17 protein-coding genes and 1 pseudogene are annotated in these 20391 nt (G+C 63.7%); 13 read left to right on the forward strand and 5 right to left on the reverse strand.

Going from position 1 to position 20391, the window contains the following annotated elements; genetic code table 11:
• Positions 1 to 7 precede the first annotated feature (7 nt).
• The 3 genes from F1609_RS06100 to F1609_RS06110 are packed head-to-tail and all read left to right on the forward strand — an operon-like array spanning position 8 to position 2046.
• The gene (locus tag F1609_RS06100) at positions 8 to 1069 is read left to right on the forward strand and encodes an AI-2E family transporter (RefSeq protein ID WP_167075619.1); all 1062 of its coding nucleotides are present in this window, start codon (positions 8 to 10) and stop codon (positions 1067 to 1069) included.
• The gene (locus tag F1609_RS06105; protein ID WP_187362941.1) at positions 1070 to 1528 is read left to right on the forward strand and encodes a GNAT family N-acetyltransferase; all 459 of its coding nucleotides are present in this window, start codon (positions 1070 to 1072) and stop codon (positions 1526 to 1528) included.
• Positions 1529 to 1539: 11 nt separating this feature from the next.
• On the forward strand, positions 1540 to 2046 hold the full coding sequence (locus F1609_RS06110; protein WP_167075620.1) for a tetratricopeptide repeat protein: 507 nt from the start codon (positions 1540 to 1542) through the stop codon (positions 2044 to 2046).
• A 769-nt stretch (positions 2047 to 2815) separates the two neighbouring features.
• Here the strand turns inward: F1609_RS06110 and F1609_RS06115 are convergent.
• On the reverse strand, positions 2816 to 3472 hold the full coding sequence (locus F1609_RS06115) for a hypothetical protein (protein WP_167075621.1): 657 nt from the start codon (positions 3470 to 3472) through the stop codon (positions 2816 to 2818).
• Positions 3473 to 3663: 191 nt separating this feature from the next.
• Positions 3664 to 3894, reverse strand: a complete 231-nt coding sequence (locus F1609_RS06120; RefSeq protein WP_167075600.1) for a hypothetical protein — start codon at positions 3892 to 3894, stop codon at positions 3664 to 3666.
• Between F1609_RS06120 and F1609_RS06125 the strand changes: the two are divergent.
• Positions 3833 to 4033, forward strand: a pseudogene (locus F1609_RS06125) (DDE-type integrase/transposase/recombinase); the annotation flags it as partial. The gene F1609_RS06120 and the pseudogene F1609_RS06125 sit on opposite strands and share 62 nt — an antisense overlap.
• Positions 4034 to 4201: 168 nt before the next feature.
• On the opposite strand, the gene F1609_RS06130 reads toward F1609_RS06125, so the two are convergent.
• Positions 4202 to 5542, reverse strand: a complete 1341-nt coding sequence (locus F1609_RS06130) for a hemolysin family protein (protein ID WP_167075622.1) — start codon at positions 5540 to 5542, stop codon at positions 4202 to 4204.
• A gap of 58 nt (positions 5543 to 5600) precedes the next feature.
• Positions 5601 to 6509 (reverse strand): LysR family transcriptional regulator, encoded by a 909-nt coding sequence (locus F1609_RS06135; protein WP_167075623.1) that lies wholly within the window; start codon positions 6507 to 6509, stop codon positions 5601 to 5603.
• A gap of 105 nt (positions 6510 to 6614) precedes the next feature.
• Between F1609_RS06135 and F1609_RS06140 the strand changes: the two genes are divergently transcribed.
• From F1609_RS06140 to F1609_RS06180, 9 genes are all read left to right on the forward strand, one after another.
• On the forward strand, positions 6615 to 7652 hold the full coding sequence (locus F1609_RS06140) for a DUF475 domain-containing protein (RefSeq protein WP_167075624.1): 1038 nt from the start codon (positions 6615 to 6617) through the stop codon (positions 7650 to 7652).
• A 119-nt stretch (positions 7653 to 7771) separates the two neighbouring features.
• The gene (locus tag F1609_RS06145) at positions 7772 to 8347 is read left to right on the forward strand and encodes a TerD family protein (protein WP_167075625.1); all 576 of its coding nucleotides are present in this window, start codon (positions 7772 to 7774) and stop codon (positions 8345 to 8347) included.
• Positions 8348 to 8410: 63 nt separating this feature from the next.
• On the forward strand, positions 8411 to 9106 hold the full coding sequence (locus tag F1609_RS06150) for a TIGR00266 family protein (RefSeq protein ID WP_167075626.1): 696 nt from the start codon (positions 8411 to 8413) through the stop codon (positions 9104 to 9106).
• 17 nt (positions 9107 to 9123) lie between these two features.
• On the forward strand, positions 9124 to 9705 hold the full coding sequence (locus F1609_RS06155; RefSeq protein WP_167075627.1) for a TerD family protein: 582 nt from the start codon (positions 9124 to 9126) through the stop codon (positions 9703 to 9705).
• 187 nt (positions 9706 to 9892) lie between these two features.
• Entirely contained in the window at positions 9893 to 15046 is a 5154-nt protein-coding gene (locus F1609_RS06160; protein ID WP_167075628.1) for a RecQ family ATP-dependent DNA helicase, read from the forward strand.
• 156 nt (positions 15047 to 15202) lie between these two features.
• Positions 15203 to 15733: a PEP-CTERM sorting domain-containing protein gene (locus tag F1609_RS06165; protein WP_167075629.1), complete on the forward strand. Its 531-nt coding sequence runs from the start codon at positions 15203 to 15205 to the stop codon at positions 15731 to 15733.
• Between the two features lie 219 nt (positions 15734 to 15952).
• Entirely contained in the window at positions 15953 to 16351 is a 399-nt protein-coding gene (locus F1609_RS06170; protein ID WP_167075630.1) for a GntR family transcriptional regulator, read from the forward strand.
• Entirely contained in the window at positions 16348 to 17226 is an 879-nt protein-coding gene (locus F1609_RS06175) for an ABC transporter ATP-binding protein (protein ID WP_167075631.1), read from the forward strand. Before F1609_RS06170 ends, F1609_RS06175 begins: the two co-directional genes overlap by 4 nt.
• Entirely contained in the window at positions 17223 to 18614 is a 1392-nt protein-coding gene (locus F1609_RS06180) for a hypothetical protein (protein WP_167075632.1), read from the forward strand. The genes F1609_RS06175 and F1609_RS06180 overlap by 4 nt, the downstream gene beginning before the upstream one ends.
• On the opposite strand, the gene ggt is transcribed toward F1609_RS06180, so the two are convergent.
• Positions 18611 to 20389: a gamma-glutamyltransferase gene (gene ggt / locus F1609_RS06185; RefSeq protein ID WP_167075633.1), complete on the reverse strand. Its 1779-nt coding sequence runs from the start codon at positions 20387 to 20389 to the stop codon at positions 18611 to 18613. The genes F1609_RS06180 and ggt overlap by 4 nt on opposite strands.
• Between the last annotated feature and the right edge of the window lie 2 nt (positions 20390 to 20391).

Raw genomic sequence — 20391 nt, forward strand, 5'->3', positions numbered from 1 at the left:
GGTAACCATGGACCAAGAGCGCAGCGGCAAGAATTACGCATTTATGGGCGCGATCGCGCTGCTCACCATCGGTTGCCTGTACGTCCTGCGTCCGTTCCTGGCGGCGATTTTGTTCGCCGCCGCCATCGTCATTTCCTCCTGGCCGATCTACCTGTACGTGCTGGCGCGCATGCGCGGGCGGCGCACCCTGGCCGCGCTCACGCTGACCCTGACATTGACATTCCTGGTGATCTTGCCGATCGCGCTGGTGGCCTACAACCTGGCCGACGACGTCGGGCGCTTCTACGAGCAGTTGAAGGCGGCGGTCGCCACCGGGCATGTCGAGCCACCGGCCTGGCTGCGCCAGATTCCCGTGGTGGGCGAGACGCTGTACAGCTACGTGGCCAATCTGGTGTCGAGCCGCGAGCAGATGATGGTGCTGGCGCAGCGCCTGCTGGAACCGGCGCGCCACTACCTGCTGGGCGGCGGCATCGTGCTGGGCACCGGCGTTGCGCAGATGAGCCTGGCAGCCTTCGTCAGCTTCTTCCTCTACCGCGACGGCAATACCTTGCTGGTCGCCATCGGCGTGGCCATGCAGCGCATCATCGGCGAACGCGCCGAGCGCATTGCCACCACGGTCAGCCAGACCGTGCGCGGGGTGATGTACGGCCTGCTGGGCACGGCGCTGGCGCAGGCGGTGGTGGCCGCGATCGGTTTCGTGATCGCCGGCGTGCCGGGGGTGCCGCTGCTGGCGGTGGCCACGTTCGTGATGTCGCTGGTGCCGGTCGGCCCGCCGATCATCTGGGGCGGGGCGGCGATCTGGCTGTTCAACCAGGGCCAGACCGGCTGGGCCATCTTCATGGTGGTGTGGGGGCTGGTGCTCATCAGCGGGGTCGATAATGTGGTCAAGCCGATGCTGATCAGCCGCGGCAGCAGCCTGCCGTTTTTGCTGGTGTTGCTGGGCGTCTTGGGCGGGGTGCTGGCGTTCGGTTTTGTCGGGCTGTTCATCGGGCCGACCTTGCTGGCGGTGGGGTATTCGCTGATGCGCGAATGGACCGGGATCGAGCCGGCTGTGGTCAACGATATTTAAATGGTGGACATCAGAGCCGCCATCATGGCCGACCTGGAACCGCTGGTCGCGCTCGATACCGTGGCGGCCAGCGATCCTGGGCGATGTGTCCAGATAAGGCAGTGGATCGATAACCGAACTTGCTACGTGGCCCACACCGGCGATGCTGTCGGCGCCTACGGCGTCCTGGCGTACCATTTTTTCGGTAACGGCTTCATTGAGATGGTCATGGTAGGCGAACGTTTCCGCCGCCAGGGGCTGGGTATGGCGCTCGTGCGCTATTTTCAGGCGTGCTGCACCACGCCGAAACTGTTCGCGTCGACCAACCTGTCCAACCAGCGCATGCAAGAACTTCTCAAGACCGCTGGATTTCGAACCAGCGGATTGATCGACAATCTGGATGACAACGATCCTGAAATTGTCTTCTTTTCACGCCCAGGCATCGAGGCTCCCTGTGGGATACCACATGAAAATACTTGAGGAATCGCGTTTTGGATAAAGAGCCGTTTGCGAAGGTTCATGTAGCGATGCGCGAAAAAAAATGGTCCTCTGCGCTTCGGATGTTACTCGATGTGCATACGGGCGCGCTCAGCGAGAATTTTCTCGACGATAAGAATCATGCCTGGTACTGCATTGGCGACATCTACTTTCGTCAAGAAAAATACGCGCTTGCGAAACAATCGTTTAAAAAATCCGTTTCCTACCGGTGCAGTGACGACGAGGCGCTGATGGCGATCGGTAACTGCTACGATGCCCTGAAGCGGCCGAGATTAGCAGAAAGGTATTTTCGGAAGGCTTTGAGTGTTTCGCTCTCGGCTAAAAGTCGGGCGAAGGCGACGTTTAACTTGGCGAATTCGCTTCTCGATCAAGCGCGATTTGACGAAGCAATTACGCTTTTCGAGCAGTTGATCAAGGATCACGTTTCAATCAGAAGCAGCGCGAAGAAAAACCTGATGTTCGCCCAGTCTCGTCGGAAAATAGTGAGTGGTAAAGGGTAGGTGCCTACGGCGCGGTCGAGGGGCAGTGCTTGCAATCGCATACGAACAGAAATGGCGAAATGCTTAACGGAGTGATAAATGCCACGCCCCATACTTTCAATCCACAAACCGGATTACCGGCTCCCACCAGGCCGACCAAAAATGACATGGCTACAATTCCTGAACGTTTAACTCTCAAACAGGCATACCTCGCTATGTTCATTTTTCTGGACAAAGAATACTAACGCGTCCCGTCGGATGACCTTGGGGGGCTGCTAGGCAGCTTACAACTAACAGTCGATGGAATGCCGATGGATCCAGGAGCGTGGGAAGATTGGTTAGATGCTGTACAGAAGCTCTCCGACTTGGAAGATGGCATCCTCGGTGATGAGTGAACGTCAGGGAGGGGTGACCACATACAACCATCCGCTTAGCCGTCTGCGTGGTGTCCTCACAGCCCGTCGGCTAGACTTCTCCGACCTTTACCTCGATTTCGTTCAAAATTTCGTCAAGTGTGGCGTCGATCCGAAAGACGCGCTATCGTGGCTTGGCCAAGAACACCGCTCAGCTGTTCACCATGTTCGGCTTTGCCAATCTTGTACTGGCCGGCAGGCGATTACGATCACTGAAACCCGAAGTGCATTCTGAGCGCCAAAAGGCGCAAAGAATACTGCCAATTCGCTGAAAAACCGGCTGTCGCGTTGCCAGGAAAAGTGCTTCAACGTGCCGGTGCAACCCCGAAGAAAAAAGACCCCGCTGCACCGAAAATCGTCAATTGATCAGCGCTTCCCTAGGTGCCCACCGTATTCCGCGGCCCGGTACCGCGCTTTATTCGCAGATCATTCGCCATTTTCTCTACAGGCTCAATTACATTCTGATGCGAGCCCATGCGCCGCATGAGACCAAGCCGCCTCTCGACCACTTCCTCAAATTCACCAGGATTAACCAGGTATGCCGCTGCGATGCCGGCGTACGCTGAGTTACTACGCGAACCGTGTGCCATATTCTCATCCGCATTTGCCTTTCTTTCGAAATCCCGCAGATCAAGACACTCCTGCAACAGCGGCACAATATGGTTGGCAAACACAGGACAAAGTGCATTCAAATGCGCGTTTAAATCATCAAGATTCTCAACGAAGAACTGGTTTGGCATCGCCGGAGCAAAGTAAGGCAGGACAATGTCATACGTGCCGGACTCCATATAATCGTCTGCCGCACCCCAGATATAGGGGTGAGTGATTGCTTGAACTGAATCGAAACGAAGCGAAACCAGATAGTCGACAGCGATTTTTGGACTTCTATCCATCAACATAACGTAAATGCGTTGAAATCCGCCATCAAATTTACGCTCGAACACCTCGTCCTTTTTTCTGCTCTGAAATCCCAATCCCGCCAGCATATCGTCTATCCCTGCATACAGGGCCGCCCGGGCTTCGCTTTTTTTCATTGAATGAATCTCTCCTTAACCAATTTCTGCATGACACTCCCAAAGAGTGCGCGAGCTGGGCACGAAAGCCATGCCCAACCCCCAAATAACTAACGAGCGGATTCAAGTGAGCAGGGCTGGCACAGGCGTCACCGCGCAGCACCTGCACCGACAAGGCACGCGTGACGCTGGCCGTCGAACCGTTGCTCAGTTCAGTGCTGCTCAGCTTGACCTCGAATCTGACGCACCCCATCGCTCAGTATATTGCCTGCCGCGATACCGCTCAGCTGTGTTTTGAGGCTGGCGTCGCTGTCGCCGTCCGCCAGCTTGGCGCCGATCGAGGGCAATGCAACCGTGCCGCGCACCAGGCCGTACACAAGCTCGGTGGCGGTGATCGACTGGTACTCGCAGCGCGTGCTGTCTTGGCGCATCAGCAACAGCATGGACGCTTCGTTCTGCCTGGACTGCCTGGAAGAGGCGTTGATCAGTCACGGCAAGCTGGACATCTTCAACACGGACCAGGGCGTGCAGTTCACGAGCCAAGCGTTCACTGGTGTGCTGCTGCGGGAAGGCGTGGCGATCCTGCAGAGGACGAAATGAGGGTCGTACTGTATGCAAAAAAAAAGGACACGGCGGTGACGCCAACTGGAGGGAGTGAGAAGAAGGGGAAAACTGCCGATGCGGTGTCCGGTGCGGTGCGGTGTCAGATACCGGCTTGCTGTTGAAGACGGTATCTGACACCAGTAGTTGTTAGTCCTGCTCGTCCAGATCGGGCGTGCGGTGCACCTGCGGAATCACCTTGATCAGCACGATGCGCGGGCCATTCATCTTCTTGACCACGATATCGAAGTGCGGGAACTCGATGCGCTGGCCCTGCTTGGGAATGTCGCCCAGCTTGACCATCAGCAAACCACCCACCGATTCGACTTCATCCAGGCCCAGGGTCTCGTTGTCGATATCGATTCCCAGAATGCGTTCGAGCGAGAAGATCGGCAGGCTGGCCTTGCCGATCAGGGTGCCGTCCGGCTGGCGCAGCCAGTCGTTTTCGTTGAGGCGGAACTCGTCGCGGATTTCGCCGACCATGGCGCCTAGCAAATTATCGAGCGTGATAAACCCGACCGGGCGCTTGCCCTTTTCGCCGATCAGCGCGAAGTGCGGCGCGCCGTCGCGAAAGCGCCGGAACATCTGCTGCGCAGGCGTGCGCGCCGACATCGTTTCGACCGGACGCAAAAACTGGGTCAGGTCCTTGATCTGGCGCCCGGCCTGCTGGGCAAAGAACAAATCCTTCAGGTGGATCACACCGAGCACGTCTTCGCCATTGGTATCGAAGTACGGGTAGCGGCTGAAGCGGTTCCTCACCACGGTCTGCAAGTTTTCTTCCATCGACTTGCTGGCATGCAGGGCGATGACTTCATTGATTGGACGCATCAGGTCGGCCACCGACAACTGGCTGAAGTCGAGCGACTGGGCCAGGATGTGGCGCTCGTCGCGGGTGAATTTTTCGCCCGGCTGGCTGGTGCGCAGAATCAGCTTGAGTTCTTCGGTCGAGTAATGGGCATCGTGCCCGCCCTTGCCGGACAGGCCCGCCAGGCGCAGCACCATGTTGGCGCTGCCGTTGAGCACGTAAATGGCCGGGTACATCGACCAGTAAAAGATATACAGCGCCGGCGCGGTCCACAGGCCGACCACTTCGGGATTCCTGATCGCCAGCGACTTCGGCGCCAGTTCACCGACCACGATGTGCAGGAAGGAAATCACGCTGAAGGCCACCACGAACGAGACCGTATGGATGATTTTCTCGGATTCGACGCCGATCATGCCGAACACCGGCTCCAGAATGCTGGCAAAGGCCGGCTCGCCGACCCAGCCCAGGCCCAGCGAAGCGAGGGTAATGCCTAATTGGCAGGCCGACAGGTAGGCGTCCAGCTGGCCGTGGACCTTGCCCAGCAGGCGCCCGCGCACCCCCTGGCTCTTGGCGATCGCGCGCACGCGGGTTTTTCGGAGGGTGACAATGCCGAATTCGGCAGCCACGAAAAAGCCATTGAGCGCGACCAGGAACAGGGCGAGCAAGACCAGTAAGGCATTTTGCATAAAGAGTGGGGTTAGTTTTTCGCTTGGCCACTTGGGACCGGGACGACCATTGTACCGTTCATGGCGTGCTGAACACACCTTGATGTACTGCGGAAAGGATCGCTTCGACCGCGGGATGCTTGATTTTACGCTCGTTCGAGATGGCATAGACGTGCTCGCGCACCTGGGGCACATGGCCGGCCAGCACCGCGCCGAACTGGTCGGCCAGGTCGCCGGCCAGCGCCGCCGGCGCGAAAAACAGGCCCGCCCCGCGCCGTCCGAAGGTGTTGAGCAGGGCATTGTCTTCGAATTCGCCGACCACGTCCGGCCGCACATTGTGCAGCTCGAACCATTCGTCGATCCGTCCGCGCAGGGCGTTGTTGCGGGTGGGCAGCAGGAACGGGGCGCCGTTCAGGTTGCCCGGAAAGCCCTCGGCATAGGCCCCGGCCAGGCTTGGGGTGCCGACCACGATGGTGTCGCTCTCGAACAGCATGTGGCTGAACACGCGCAAGGTGGTGCCCGAACGCACCGCGCGGTCGGTCAGCACCACGTCCAGCTTGTGCAGGGCCAGGTCGGCCAGCAGGGCTTCGAACTGGTCCTCAAAGCATACCAGGCGCACCGGCGTGGCCAGGTGCAGGGTCGCTTCCAGCAGGCGGAAGGCGGTCAGTTTCGGCAGCGAGTCGGAAATGCCGACCGTGAGCCGGGTGCGCCCGCTGTCGGCTTCGCCGAGCGCTTCCTGCAATTGCTCGCCCAGCAGGAAGATCTGGTCGGCGTAGGCCAGCGCCAGCCGTCCGGCCTCGGTCAGCACCAGCCCGCGGCCTTGCTGCATGAAGAGCGACTTGCCGATCGACTGCTCCAGTTGGCTGAGCTGGGTGCTGATGGTCTGGATCGCCAGCCCCAGCCGCTCGGCGGCGCGCGTCACGCCGCCTTCCTTGGCCACCACCCAGAAGTAGTACAAATGGCGAAAATTCATCCCGGTATTTTTCATGCTTCGGTTTTTCAGAAGTAATGCTCCGATTATCTCCTATTTTTAAAAATGTTGCTTACGGATACACTACCTGCATCAACAATAACAAATGAGGGAAATCAATACATGAAGCATTTCAGAATTTCGTTTCTGGTCACCTTCGTCTGCCTTGCGGTGGCCGGCTGGTGGGGCTACAGCCACCACGGCATCGGCGGCATGTTCTCGGCGCTGGGCGTGGCGGCCATTTTGGGCATCATGGAGGTGTCGCTGTCCTTCGATAACGCGGTCGTGAACGCTTCGGTGCTCAAGACCTGGGATGATTACTGGCAAAAGCTGTTCCTCGGCGTGGGTATCATCATCGCCGTGTTCGGTATGCGTCTGTTGTTCCCGCTGGTAATCGTGGCGCAAGCTGCCGACCTGGGCATTATCGAAGTGTGGAACCTGGCACTGTCCGATCCGAAAGCCTACTCGGCGCACCTGACGGCGCACCATGCCGAAGTGGCGGCCTTTGGCGGTATGTTCCTGTTGCTGGTGTTCCTGAACTTCTTGCTGGACGATGAAAAAGAAACCCACTGGCTGGGCAGCCTGGAAGAAAAGCTCTGCGCGCTCGGTAAAGTCGGCTCGATTTCGGTGATGATTGCCCTCGGTACCTTGATGGCCAGCATGACGATGGTTCCTGAAGCGCAAAAGATGGTCGTGCTGATGGCCGGCCTGTGGGGTATCCTGATTTACGTCGGCGTCGACACGATCAGCAGCCTGCTCGAAGGCGATGATGCCGAAGGCAGCAATGTCGGCGACATGGTCAAGCGCGGCGGTATCGGCGGCTTCCTGTACCTGGAAGTGCTGGACGCATCGTTCTCCTTCGACGGCGTGATCGGCGCGTTTGCGATCACCACCGATGTCGTGATCATCATGCTGGGCCTGGCGATCGGCGCGATGTTCGTGCGTTCGATGACGGTGTTTTTGGTCAAGAAGGGCACGCTCGACGAATTCGTGTACCTGGAGCACGGCGCACACTATGCGATCGGTATCCTGGCGCTGATTATGTTGGCAAGCATGAAGTTCCATGTACCTGAAATCTTCACCGGCCTGATTGGCGTGGCCTTTATCGTCGCCTCGCTGTGGTCCTCGGTGCAGCACAAGAAACAGCAGCTGGCGGCGTAATTCACCTTACCAAGCCCTGCGTAATACAAAGGCGGCAGACTGACGAACACCAGTTTGCCGCGTCATTCCCCCGGTGTTCATTGCAGTATTTTAATTTTTCTAACTTTTGGAGAACAAGTATGCCTATCAGCTTGCAAAAAGGCGGTAACGTCAACCTGAGTAAAGAAGCACCCGGCCTGACCAAGATGATCGTCGGCCTCGGCTGGGACACGCGCGCCACCGACGGCAGCGCATTCGACCTCGACGGTGCTGTATTCCTGCTGGGCGCCAGCGGCAAGGTCCGTTCCGACGCCGACTTCATTTTCTACAACAACCTGAAATCGGCTGACGGTTCGATCACCCACTCGGGCGACAACAAAACCGGCGACGGCGACGGCGACGACGAAAGCGTGACCATCGAGCTGGCCAACGTGCCGGCCGATATCGACAAGATCGTGCTGGCCGTGACGATTCACGATGCCGAGACACGCCGCCAGAACTTCGGTATGGTATCGAAAGCGTTCGTCCGCTGCGTCAACGCCGCCGGCAACACCGAAATCGCCCGCTACGACCTGTCGGAAGACGGCTCGACCGAAGCGGCCATGATCTTCGGTGAAGTCTACCGCGCCGGCAGCGACTGGAAATTCCGCGCCATCGGCCAGGGCTTCCAGGGCGGCCTGGGCCCCCTGGCAACGAGCTACGGCGTCAACGTTTAAGTTTGGAAGCGGCCCGCGCAGCGCCATGTCAGCAGCGGCGCGGGCCGCCAATAAGGAGTCAGCATGCCAGTTTTTACCGTCACAGGCGATATCGATCCTTTCCTGCACGTCTCGATGACGCGCGGCGACACGATTTACTGCGAGTCCGGTGCGATGGTCATGATGGAGTCCGCGCTTGACCTCAAGGGCAAGATGCAGGGCGGCATCGGCAGCGCGCTGATGCGGCGCTTCGCCAACGGCGAATCGTTCTTCCAGCAGCACATTGAAGCGGTGCGCGGCGATGGCGATTGCCTGCTCTCGCCAACCCTGCCGGGCGCGATGCAGATCATCGACGTCGGCCAGCACCAGTACCTGCTCAGCGACGGCGCGTTTGTCGCCGCCAGCGCCAGGGTCGAACTCAAGGTGCGCACCCAAAGTCTGGGTAATGCGCTGTTCGCCGACAGCGGCGGCTTTTTCGTCACCGAGACCAGTGGCAACGGCCAGGTGGTCGTGTCCGGTTTCGGCTCGATGCATGAGCTGATGGTCGAGAAGGGCAAGGACATCACGATCGACAATTCGCACGTGGTCGCCTGGGATAGCAGCCTGCACTACACACCGTCGATTACCACCGGCACCAGCGGCGGCTTTTTCGGTAATCTGATCAACAGCCAGACCAGCGGGGAGGGCATCGTGCTACGCTTCTCCGGCAATGGCAAAGTCTATATTTGTTCGCGCAACCGTGCCTCGTTCCAAGCCTGGGCGGCTGGCGGCGCGCGCTAAAACCAAGGAGTCATACCATGTCAATCAATCTGCAAAAAGGCCAGAAAATTTCTCTGGACAAAGAAGCCGGCAGCACCCTGACCCGCATCACCATGGGCCTGGGATGGGACGCCATCAAGACCAAGGGCCTGTTCGGCTTTGGCGGCAAGACCCAGTCGGTCGATCTGGACGCATCCTGCCTGCTGTTCGACGAGAGCGGCAGCCCGGTCGATGTGGTCTGGTTCCGCCAGCTCAAGAGCAAGGATGGCAGCATCGTGCACACCGGCGACAACCGCACCGGCGCCGGCGACGGCGACGACGAGCAGATCCTGGTCGACCTGACGGCGGTGCCGGCCAATGTCAAGTCGCTGGTGTTTACCGTGAACAGCTTCACCGGCCAGAACTTCGCCCAGGTCGAAAACGCCTACTGCCGCATCATCAACGGCGCCGACCAGAAGGAAGTGGCGCGCTTCAACCTGTCGGTGCAGGGCGAGCACACGGCCCAGATCATGGCCAAGCTGTACCGTCACGGCGGCGAATGGAAGATGCACGCGATCGGCGAAAACGGCAGCGGCCAGACTTTCGATCAGCTGATGCCGAAGATCACGCCGCACCTGTAATCGTTGCGCCGGCCGCCCGGCCGGCGCGCCAGCAGCGCTCCGCACCCATCCCGTCGCATGCGATACGGGTTTTTGGGACGGGGCGCTCTTTTTTTGTGCATTGATGAAGTGCGCGCTGCTAGAATCCGCCTCATAAAGCAAGCGAGGAACACCCCGCGGTGCGAAACTCTTCATTGCAAAGCGTTGTATGAATCTTGACACCCCCGGCCCGCAGGTCGAGCCGGAGCGGTCGGCCGCCGCTGCCGTCATCGCCCCGCGCTGCCTCTCGATCGATCTCGAAGTCGGCCTGAAAGACGGCCTGATCCACCAGTTCGCCGCCGTGCGCGGCGACACCGGCGCCGCTTTCGTCTTCACCAACGGCGATGTGCAGCACGCGCTGGCGCAGCTCGACGACTTCGCCGATCCGGTCGCCTTTCTGCTCGGCCACAACCTGATCGCGTTCGACGCACCGCACCTGGCCGCCTGCGCGCCGCAGCTGCGCCTGCTCAAGCTGCCGATGGTCGACACCTTGCGCCTGAACCCGCTGGCCTTTCCGCGCCACCCCTACCATCACCTGGTCAAGCACTACAAGCACGGCCAGCTCCAGCGCGGCAAGCTGAACGACCCGGAGCGTGACGCCCGCCTGACGCTCCAGGTGTTCGCCGACCAGCTGGCCGCCCTGCGCGAGACGCACGAGCGCGCGCCCGACCTGCTGCTGGCCTGGCACTGGCTCACCACCAGCGCCGCTACCCTGTCCGGCCTCAATTCCCTGTTCATGATGGTGCGCCGCCAGCCACGCCCGCTTGACGCCGATGCCAGCGCCGCCATCCTGCGCCGCCTCGATGGCCAGGCCTGCCTGAACCAGGCGCGCGCCATCGCCGCCGACGCGCCCGCGCTCGGCTGGGCGCTGGCCTACGCGCTGGCCTGGCTCTCGGTGGCCGGCGCCAGCTCGGTCATGCCGCCCTGGGTGCGCCACCAGTTTCCGCAGGCGGCGCAACTGGTGCGGCGCCTGCGCGACACGGCCTGCGCCAACCCGGCCTGCGCCTGGTGCAGGGCGCGCCACGACCCGCTATCGGAACTCAAGCGCTGGTCTGGCCTGGACGCCTTCCGCTCGGAACCATGCGACGCCAACGGCCGCCCCTTGCAGGAAGCGATCGTCGACGCCGCCATGCGCGGACGCCATGTGCTCGGCATCCTCCCCACCGGCACCGGCAAGTCGCTGTGCTACCAGGTCCCGGCGCTGTCGCGCTACGATAAAACCGGCGCGCTGACGGTCGTCATTTCGCCGCTGGTCGCGCTCATGGCCGACCAGGTGGCCGGGATGGAAGCGCGCGGCATCGCTTGCGCGGTGGCGATCAACGGCCTGCTCTCGATTCCCGAACGGGCCGCCGCGCTCGACCGGGTGCGCCTGGGCGACGCCGGCATCGTCATCGTCTCGCCGGAGCAGCTGCGCAGCCCGGGTGTGCGGCGCGTACTGGAACAGCGCGAGATCGGCGCCTGGGTGCTCGACGAAGCGCACTGCATCTCGAAGTGGGGCCACGACTTCCGGCCCGATTACCGCTACGTCGGGCGCTTTATCCGCGAACGGGCCGGGGAGGGCGCCATTGCCCCGGTGCTGTGCCTGACCGCCACCGCCAAGCCGGACGTGGTGGCCGATATGCTGGCCCACTTTCGCGACAAGGTCGGCATCGACCTGACCGTGCTCGATGGCGGCGCGCGCCGTGTCAACCTGTCGTTTTCGGTGGTGCCCACCACGCAGGCTGAAAAATTCGCCCACATCCACCAGCTGCTCGACGCCGAACTGCCCGCGTCCGCGCCCGGCGGCGCCATCGTCTACTGCGCCACCAAAAAACAGACCGAGGAAATCGCCGCCTTCCTGCGCCAGAAAGACGTGAGCGCGAGCCACTTCCATGCAGGCCTGCGCGGACGCGACAAAAAAGACCGCCAGCAAGCCTTCATCGCCGGCAAGCTCAAAGTCATCGTCGCCACCAACGCCTTCGGCATGGGCATCGACAAGCCCGACGTGCGCCTGGTGATCCACGCCGACATACCCGGTTCGCTCGAAAACTACCTGCAGGAAGCCGGGCGTGCCGGGCGCGATTGCGGCGCCGCCCAATGCGTGCTGCTCTACACCGTGGAAGACGTGGAGCGCCAGTTCGCCATGTCGGCCCGTTCGCGCCTGTCGCAGCGCGATATCCAGGTCGTGCTCAAGGCGATCAAGCGGCTCGAGCGCAAAAAGCATGGCGATGCCGACATCGTCGCCACCGCCGGCGAAATCCTGACCGAAGACGCCGACGGCGACTTTGCGCGCGACTCGGCCACCGACGACACCCGCGTGCGCACCGCCATCGCCTGGCTGGAAGAAGCCAGGCTCCTCACGCGCGAAGAAAACCAGGTGCAGATCTTCCCGTCCTCGCTGCGCGTGGCCACGTTGGAGCAGGCGCGCGAAAAGCTGGCCGCCTACCCGCTGTTCCAGGAGCACCGCAGCGCCTTGCTGGCGCTGGTCGAGGCCCTGATCGGGGCCGATACTGACGAGGGCATTTCCACCGACGACTTGATGAACGCCTCCGGCCTGTCGGCCGAGAAGGTGCGCGCCGCGCTGTATGAGCTGGAGCAGTACAAGATCGCCAGCAACGACACCGCGCTGACCGCCTTTGTGCACGTGGCGGTCGAGATGTCGTCGAAGCGCCTGTTCGAGCAAAGCTGCGCGCTGGAAGAAGCGCTGCTGGCGGCCATGCGCGAAGGCGCGCCCGACCTGGCCAAGGGCGGCTCGTCGGTGCTGCACCTGCGCCACGCCAGCTCGCGCCTGAAAGACGCGGGCTTGGCCTGGGCCCTGCCCGACCAGCTGCTGCGCATCGTGCGCAGCATCGCCAACGACGGCCAGGGCGACGATGGCGTGGGCAGTTTGGGCGTGCGCCAGCTCGACCCGGAAAACGTGCAGCTCACCTTGCAGCGCAACTGGAACCAGGTGGCCGCCACCGCCGCCCTGCGCCGCGATGGCGCCGCAGCGCTGCTGGAGCACCTGCTCGCCAGCCTGGCGCCCGGTGCGCGCGGCAACGACCAACTGGCCAGCACCACGCTCGGCCGGCTGCTGGCCGCGGTCGAAGGCGACCTGGAACTGGCGGGGCGCGCCAGATCGTGCCCCAGGCTGGTCGACCGCAGCCTGCTGTGGCTTCACGAACAGGGCGTGATCCGCCTGAACAAGGGCATGGCGGTATTTCGCCCCGCCATGACGATCCGTCTCGCGCCCGAGCGGCGCGGCTTCTACAAGGCCGACTACGCGCCGCTCGAACTGCACTACGGCGAACAGGTGGTGCAGATTCACGTCATGGCCGAATACGTGCAGCGCGGCTTGCAAAAGATGGCCGATGCGCTGCAGCTGGCGATGGACTACTTCAGCATGGAGCGCGAGCAGTTCCTGGCCCAATGGCTGCCCGCGCGCGGGAAGGAACTCGAGCGCCAGACCACGCCGGCCTCGTGGCGCGCGATTGTCGAGAGCCTGGGTAACAGCGCCCAGCAGCGCATCGTGACCGACGACCGCGAACGCACCAACGTGCTGGCGCTGGCCGGCCCCGGATCGGGCAAGACGCGCGTGCTGGTGCACCGCATCGCCTACCTGGTGCGGGTGCGGCGCGAAAATCCGCGCGCCATCCTGGTGCTGACCTACAACCGTCACGCCGCCGTCGAAATCCGGCGCCGCCTGGCGGCCCTGATCGGGCGCGACGCCGCCGGCGTGATCGTGCTGACCTGCCACGCGCTGGCGATGCGGCTGGCCGGCATCAGCTTGAGCAAACGCCTTGGCGCCGACGACGATCTGCTCAGGCAAGTCATTCCGCAAGCGGTGGCCCTGTTGAACGGCACGGGGCTGGCGCCACAGGAAGCGGACGAACAGCGCGACCGCCTGCTGGGCGCCTTCCGGGCGATCCTGGTGGACGAATACCAGGATATCGGAGCGGACCAGTACGCGCTGATCTCCGCGCTGGCGGGGCGCAACAGCGCCGACGAGGATGCGCGCGTGTCACTGTTCGCAGTCGGCGACGACGACCAGAATATCTACGCCTTCAACGGCGCTTCGGTCGATTTCATCCGCCGCTTCGAACAGGACTACAGCGCCAGGCCGGCCTACCTGACCGAGAACTACCGCTCGACGCGGCACATCATCGATTGCGCCAACCTGGTCATCGCGCCAGCCGGCGCGCGCATGAAAAGCGCGAACCCGATCGGCATCGACCGCGCCCGCAGCAAGTGCGATGCGGGCGGCGCATGGCAGGCGCGCGATGCCGTCGCGCGCGGGCGCGTGCAGATCATCGACGCCGGCGTGGACGACGCCAGCCAGGCGCTGGCCATCATGGCCGAATTGCAGCGCCTCGCCGCGCTCGATCCCGGCTGGGACTGGGCTCGCGTGGCGGTCATCGCGCGCGAATGGAAAACCCTGGAACCGGTGCGCACCTTGTGCATGCTGAACGCCATTCCGGTGCAGCTGGCCAACGAAGAAACCGCGCAGTTCTGGCGCCTGCGCGAAACCCAGGCGCTGGTGCGCTGGCTGCGCCAGGAGGCCAGTGCGCTGGTCGACACGGCCGCCATCGACGCCTGGCTCGACACCCAGCCGGCCGGCACCTGGCTCGCGCTGCTGCGCCAGGCGGTGCAGGAATATGCGCTCGAGACGGGCGGCGCCGAACTGCCGGTGGCGCACTTCATCGAATGGCTGGCCGAATGGGGACGTGAAGCGCGCCGGCGCCAGGGCGGTTTGCTGCTGCTGACAGCGCACCGCGCCAAGGGGCTGGAGTTCGACCATGTTGCCGTGGCCGATGGCGACTGGACTGCACTGGGCGAGAACGACGACGCCGATGCGCCGCGCCGCCTGTACTACGTGGCCATGACGCGCGCACGCCAGACCCTGACCCTGGCGCGCCATGCGCCATCGCGCAGCCGTGCGGCCAGCTTGCTCGACGCACTGGCCGACGCCCCCTGCCTGCTGCGCCGCGCGCCGGTGGCCCTGGGCGCGCCGGCGGGTGCGCTGCGGCGCCGCTACCTGCAGCTCACGCTGCAGGATATCGACATCGGCTTCGCCGGCCGCATGGCGCCGGGAGATCCGGTCCACCGTGCCATCGCCGCGCTGCGCATCGACGACGCCTTGCATCTGCGCGAAGGCAAGACCAAATGGGAACTGTCGACGCCCGATGGCGTGGTGGTCGGCCAACTGGCCAGGTCGTTCAAGCCGCCGCGCCATCTGCGCTGGAGCGCAGGGCGGGTGGCCGCGATCGTGGTGCGCCAGGCCGACGATGGCGATCCCGAGTTCCGCCACCTGGTCCGCTGCCCGCAGTGGGAAGTGGTGCTGCCTGAGCTCGTGTACGACGCCTGATCCAATGCGGGCTCCTCCAAATGCCCGTGTCCATCCCGGTGTCGGGCCGGGCCGGGCTCCTGTAGCCCGGCACTGCCATGACATCGTATTTATGGTTGGGTGTACAACATTTTTCACTGATACAATGTAAATTTTTACAACATTACAGGAATAAAAATGTTGCGTTATCTCGCGTGCGCAGCCACGGCCTTCATGTTCGCCGCCCCGGCCCACGCCGCTCTCCAGACCTATGACTGGACGTTTAACGGCGGCTTCCTCGGTCTCGAAAGCGGCTCTCCCTTCGACGGAATGCTCCAGGGCACTTTCACGGTGGACGATGTGAATGCCGACGGCAAGTTCGACAAAGCTCAATTGCAAGCGTTATCCTATAACGGCAAGAACTATCCGACCTGCGACGGCTGCTCGATCTCCAGTTTCTCGTGGATGCCGGGCAGTGCGCCGGAGTTCAGCATTTACTTCCGCAAAGAAACTTCAGAGTATTATTCTTCCGAGTCCCTCACCACGGGGCAAAGTTACGGATTCTCCTCAGGCTCATATAGCGGTGGCGCGCCGTCCATTGCCGGTGGCCGCTGGACTTCGGACGTCACTTATAAGGTGAGCGCCGTGCCCGAACCGCAAACCTGGCTGATGCTGGGCGCGGGCCTGCTGGCCATCGGCGCTGCCGTGCGCCGCCGCAAGGCTGCTTAAGACGTCAGGGAGGGCGACATGAAGGCAGCGTCACCCTCCCTGTTCAATCCGAACCCGCCGCCAGATCTGGCTTTCCGTGGGTTCGCCGCGCCTTGTGCCACACGCGTGCGCCAGAAGCGCCGCCGTCAGCCCTGACACCAAACAAGAAGATTGCCGGAAACACTTGACCGGGCCGTTTGCGCCGTATACTGTATTATTTAATTAATACAGTAGGTTGACATGACCATTCCACTAGTCCATCTGTTCTCGATCGCCACCGGGTCATCCGAGCCGATCTACCGCCAACTGGTGGACCAGGCACGGCGCCTGATCGCCGGCGGCCAGCTCGCTCCCGGCGACGCCATGCCGTCCGTGCGCGAAGTCGCGCTGGCCCTCGCGGTCAATCCCATGACGGTCTCGAAAGCCTGGGGCCTGCTCGAAACCGAAGGCGTGCTCACGCGCCGGCGTGGGCTTGGCATGACGGTGGCCGAAGCGCCGCCATCCGGCCACAGCCTGGCGCAACGCGCCCGGTTGCTGCGCCCGACCCTGGAACGCGCCGCACGCGAAGCGCGCCAGCTCGAACTCGACCCCGACACCGTCCTTGCCCTGTTCACCCAGATAATGAAAGACACGCCATGACCGCCCCCATCCTGCAAGCCTCGTCGCTGACCAAGCACTTTGGCGGCCAGCCAGTCCTCAACGCGCTCGACTGGCAGGTGCGGCCGGGCCAGGTCATCGGCCTGCTGGGCCGCAACGGCGCCGGCAAGTCGACCCTGCTCGAATGCCTGCTCGGCCTGCGCGAGCGCGATGGCGGCACGGTCACCGCCTTCGGCGAAGCCGTCGGCGACCTGTCGCCGGCCACGCGCGCCCGCATCGGCTACGTGCCGCAGGCGAGCGACCTGTTCGAGTGGATGACGGCGCAGCAGATGCTGGCCTACTTCGCAGCGCTGTACCCGCGCTGGAACGGCGGGCGCGTGGCGCAGTTGCTGGCGCGCTGGGGGTTTGACGCGCTCATGTGCGGCAAGCCGATCAGCAAATTGTCGGGCGGCGAAAAGCAGCGCCTGTCGATCATCCGCGCCCTGGCGCACGACCCGGAACTGCTGGTGCTCGATGAACCCGTGTCGGCGCTCGACCCGGTCGGCCGGCGCGAGTTTTTGCGCGAGCTGGTCGACGATGTGATCGGACGCGGCACCACGGTGGTGTTTTCGACGCACATTTTGTCCGACCTGGAGCGGGTGGCGCTGGACGTGGCTTTCCTGAAAGACGGAAAGATCGCGCTGCAGGGCGGGCTCGACGACTTGCTGGAGAGCGCGCGCCGGGTCAGCGGCCCGGCCGCGCTGTTTGCGTCGATCAAGGTCGACGGCGAACTGCGCCGCACCAGCACATCCGACGGCCAGGTCCATGTGATCACCGGCGCGGCCAATCCCGGCCTGCTGGCGCTGGCTGCGCGCGAACCGGCGCTGCGCCTTGAACCGCTCAGCCTGGAAGACCTGTTCGTGGAGGTGACCCAATGAGCGTGCTGCGCATCGACGATCTCGGCGCCGAATGGCGCGCCAGCCGCGCCATCGCGATGGCGGCGATCCGCAGCCGCACCAGCCTCGGCGGCAACGGACTGAACGCGGTTTTCCTGGCGTTGGCGCTGGTGATCCCGCTGCTGGCCGGCGCCTTGAGCGGGCATTGGCTTGTTTCGATCGGGCTCGGCGCGGGCATTCCGCTGTCGCTGCTGGCGCTGATGTGGTGGGGATTGCTGTTGCCGTCGATCGCCCGGCAGAACCACGCCGCCAGCATCCTGGTGCCCGACTTCGCCACACGCTCGCAGCGCCTGGTGGCGCTGCTCTTTGTGCTGGTCGCCACCGTCTTGACCGCGCTGTTTGCCTGCGCCGGCGCGCCCGCGCTGCCGACGCTGGTGCTGGTGTGCTCGGTGATGATCTTCACGGCGACTTTCGTGGTGTTGCCGCGCCTGGCTTACCTGTGTTGCGCCGCGCTGTTCATGCCCGGCGTGGTGTCGTGGTTCGCGCCAGGCGTGCCGGAACGATGGTTAAGCGCGGAGCGGCTCACTGCGATCGGCGCGGCATGTTGCGTGGCGATAGGCTATGCCTTGCTGCGGCGCATGGCGTGCGGCCCGTGGCCCGTGCCCGGGCATGGGCTGGTACCGGGCGGCACGGCACGGGGCGGGCGGGCGGCGGGGGGCGCCTATGCGCGCATGCTGCGGCGCGACTGCGTTCGCGGCGACGCTGGCGTCTTGCTGCTGCACGCGCTGGGCCCGGCGGTACGCCTGGAGCGCACTTGGTGGATCGGGGCGGTCGTCTTCAGCGCAATGAGCGTGGCGGCCGGGGCGGTTGGCTTGTTCAAGGCGACATCGTTCGTGCTTCCGATGCCGGCGATGATGTGCTTCTTGCTGCTGTTGCAAGCCATGCTGCCGTACGGGCTGGTCCTGGCGTTCCGCCAGACCCGCGCCGAACAATCCTTGCTGCGCCTGGCGCCGCGCATGCCCGGCGCCGCCGCCATGAATACGGTACTGGCGCGCGCCTTGCTCGGCCGCCTGGCCGCCTGCTGGGCCATCATCAACCTGCTTACACTGACATCGGCGTTCGGTCTCGGCGCCAGCCTGACGGAAGTGGTGCGCCTGCTGCCGGCCTGTTGCCTCGCGATGGGCGCCAGTGCGCTGGCCATGCGTGATTACGCGGCGGACGAGGGCGCGCCGGGTGCTGTGCTGGCCGCTTGCGCGGTCTGGCTGCTGCCTGCCCTGGCACTGCAATATGCCGCCCTGAGCGGCAGGTTCGACAACGCCATCTGGTGGACGCTCGGCGCCGTCACCTTGGTGGCCGGCGCCGCCTGGGCGCGCCATTGCTGGCTGCGCATGGTGAAGGCGGCGGCGGCCTTTCCAGCCGGCCGCCTCTAGTTCGCGCTTTTCTGCACCAGCGCGCTGCCGACGCCGTGCCGTTTGCCTTCGCTGACCGCCGTCACCGTGCCGTCGGCATTGAACACGATGGCGTTGGCCGCGCCAATTTCTTCCGGCCTGGCGGCCCACTTGTAGCCCAGTTTTTCCAGGGCCAGCGCCTGCGCGCTGCCGGCAAAGCCCGGTTCGATCTCGGTGGTCGCATCGTTGCGCTGGCTCAGGCGCGGGGCGTTGATGGCCTTGTCCATCGGCATGCCGAAGTCGACGTGGTTGACGATGGTTTGCAGCACGGTGGTGATGATGGTCGCGCCGCCCGGGCTGCCGATGGTAAACGCCGGCTTGCCGTTCTTGAAGGCCATGGTCGGCGCCATGCTGCTGCGCGGGCGCTTGCCCGCTTCCGGCACGTTGGGGTGGGGGCCGCTGAAGTCGAAATCGGTCATCTCGTTATTGAGCAGGAAGCCGTAGCCGGGCACCACGATGCCGCTGCCGCCCCACGATTCGATGGTGAAGGTGTAGGCGACGATATTGCCTTCCTTGTCGGACACGGCCAGGTGGGTGGTGTGGGCGTTGTCGGCCAACAGGCGCGTGGCTTGCGGACGCTGCGGCACGCTGGGGTCGTTCTGGAACGGGTACGGGTCGCCCGCCAGCACTTTGGGGCCGGCGCGTTCAAGGTTCATCTGGGTGCGCCGGCGCGCCGCGTATTCTTTGCTGAGCAGGCCCGCTACCGGCGCGTCGACATATTCCGGGTCGGCCAGGTAGGCGTTGCGGTCGGCGAACGACAGGCGGCTCGCTTCCATGGTCAGATGCTCGGCGCTGGCGCGCGGCAGCGCCTTGAGGTTGTAGCCTTCGAGCAAGTTGAGCGCTTCGCCGATGGCGATGCCGCCGCTGCTTGGCAAGGGCATGCCGACAATCTCGTAGCCGCGGTAGGTGGTCCTGACCGGCTGGCGGATGCGCGCTTCGTAGTTGGCCAGGTCGGCCATGCTCATCGCCCCGGCACGCACGCGCACCCCGGCCGCCACCGGCGGCCTGGCCACGGCGTCGACGATGGCGCGCGCGATCGGGCCCTGGTAAAAGGCTTTCTGGCCCTGCGCCGCCAGTTCGCGGTAGGCCTTGGCCAGGCCGGGGTTTTTCAGCACTGTGCCGACCGCCAGCGGCTTGCCATCTTTTAAGAACAGCGCGCTGCTGCTGGCAAACAGCTGGAATTTTTTCTGGTTGTCGGCGCTCATGCGATTGAAGTTCTCGCGCACAGGAAAGCCCTTGCTGGCCACGCCGATGGCGGGCGCCAGTACCTGCTTGAACGACATGGTGCCGTAGCGGCTCAGCGCTTCGTGCCAGCCGCGCACGGTGCCGGGCACGCCGACCGAGGCGGCGCTGGCGATGGTGGCATCGAGATTGCTCTCCTTGCCATTTTCCTGGAATACGGTGGGGGTGATCTTGCCTGGCGCCGTTTCGCGGTGGTCGACCGTGATCACGCGCTTGTCTTTGGCCAGGTAAATCATCATGAAGCCGCCGCCACCGATGCCGCAGCTGTAGGGATCGGTCACGCCCAGGGTGGCGGCCGCCGCCACGGCGGCGTCAATCGCATTGCCGCCCTTGTCGAGGATCGCCATGGCCGACTGCGAGGCCTGTTCGCTGATGGTGGCGACCGCGCCGCCGCTGCCGCTGGCCATCGGGGTGCCGGCCACCGGGGTGCCGGCCACCGGGCTGCCGGCATGGCCAGCGGGAACGATCAGGACGATGGTGCAGGCGAGGGCGAAGCGGCGGGCGGCGTGGCTCATGG

Origin of the sequence: Massilia aquatica, assembly GCF_011682045.1 — a bacterium.
Taxonomy (GTDB): domain Bacteria; phylum Pseudomonadota; class Gammaproteobacteria; order Burkholderiales; family Burkholderiaceae_D; genus Telluria_A; species Telluria_A aquatica.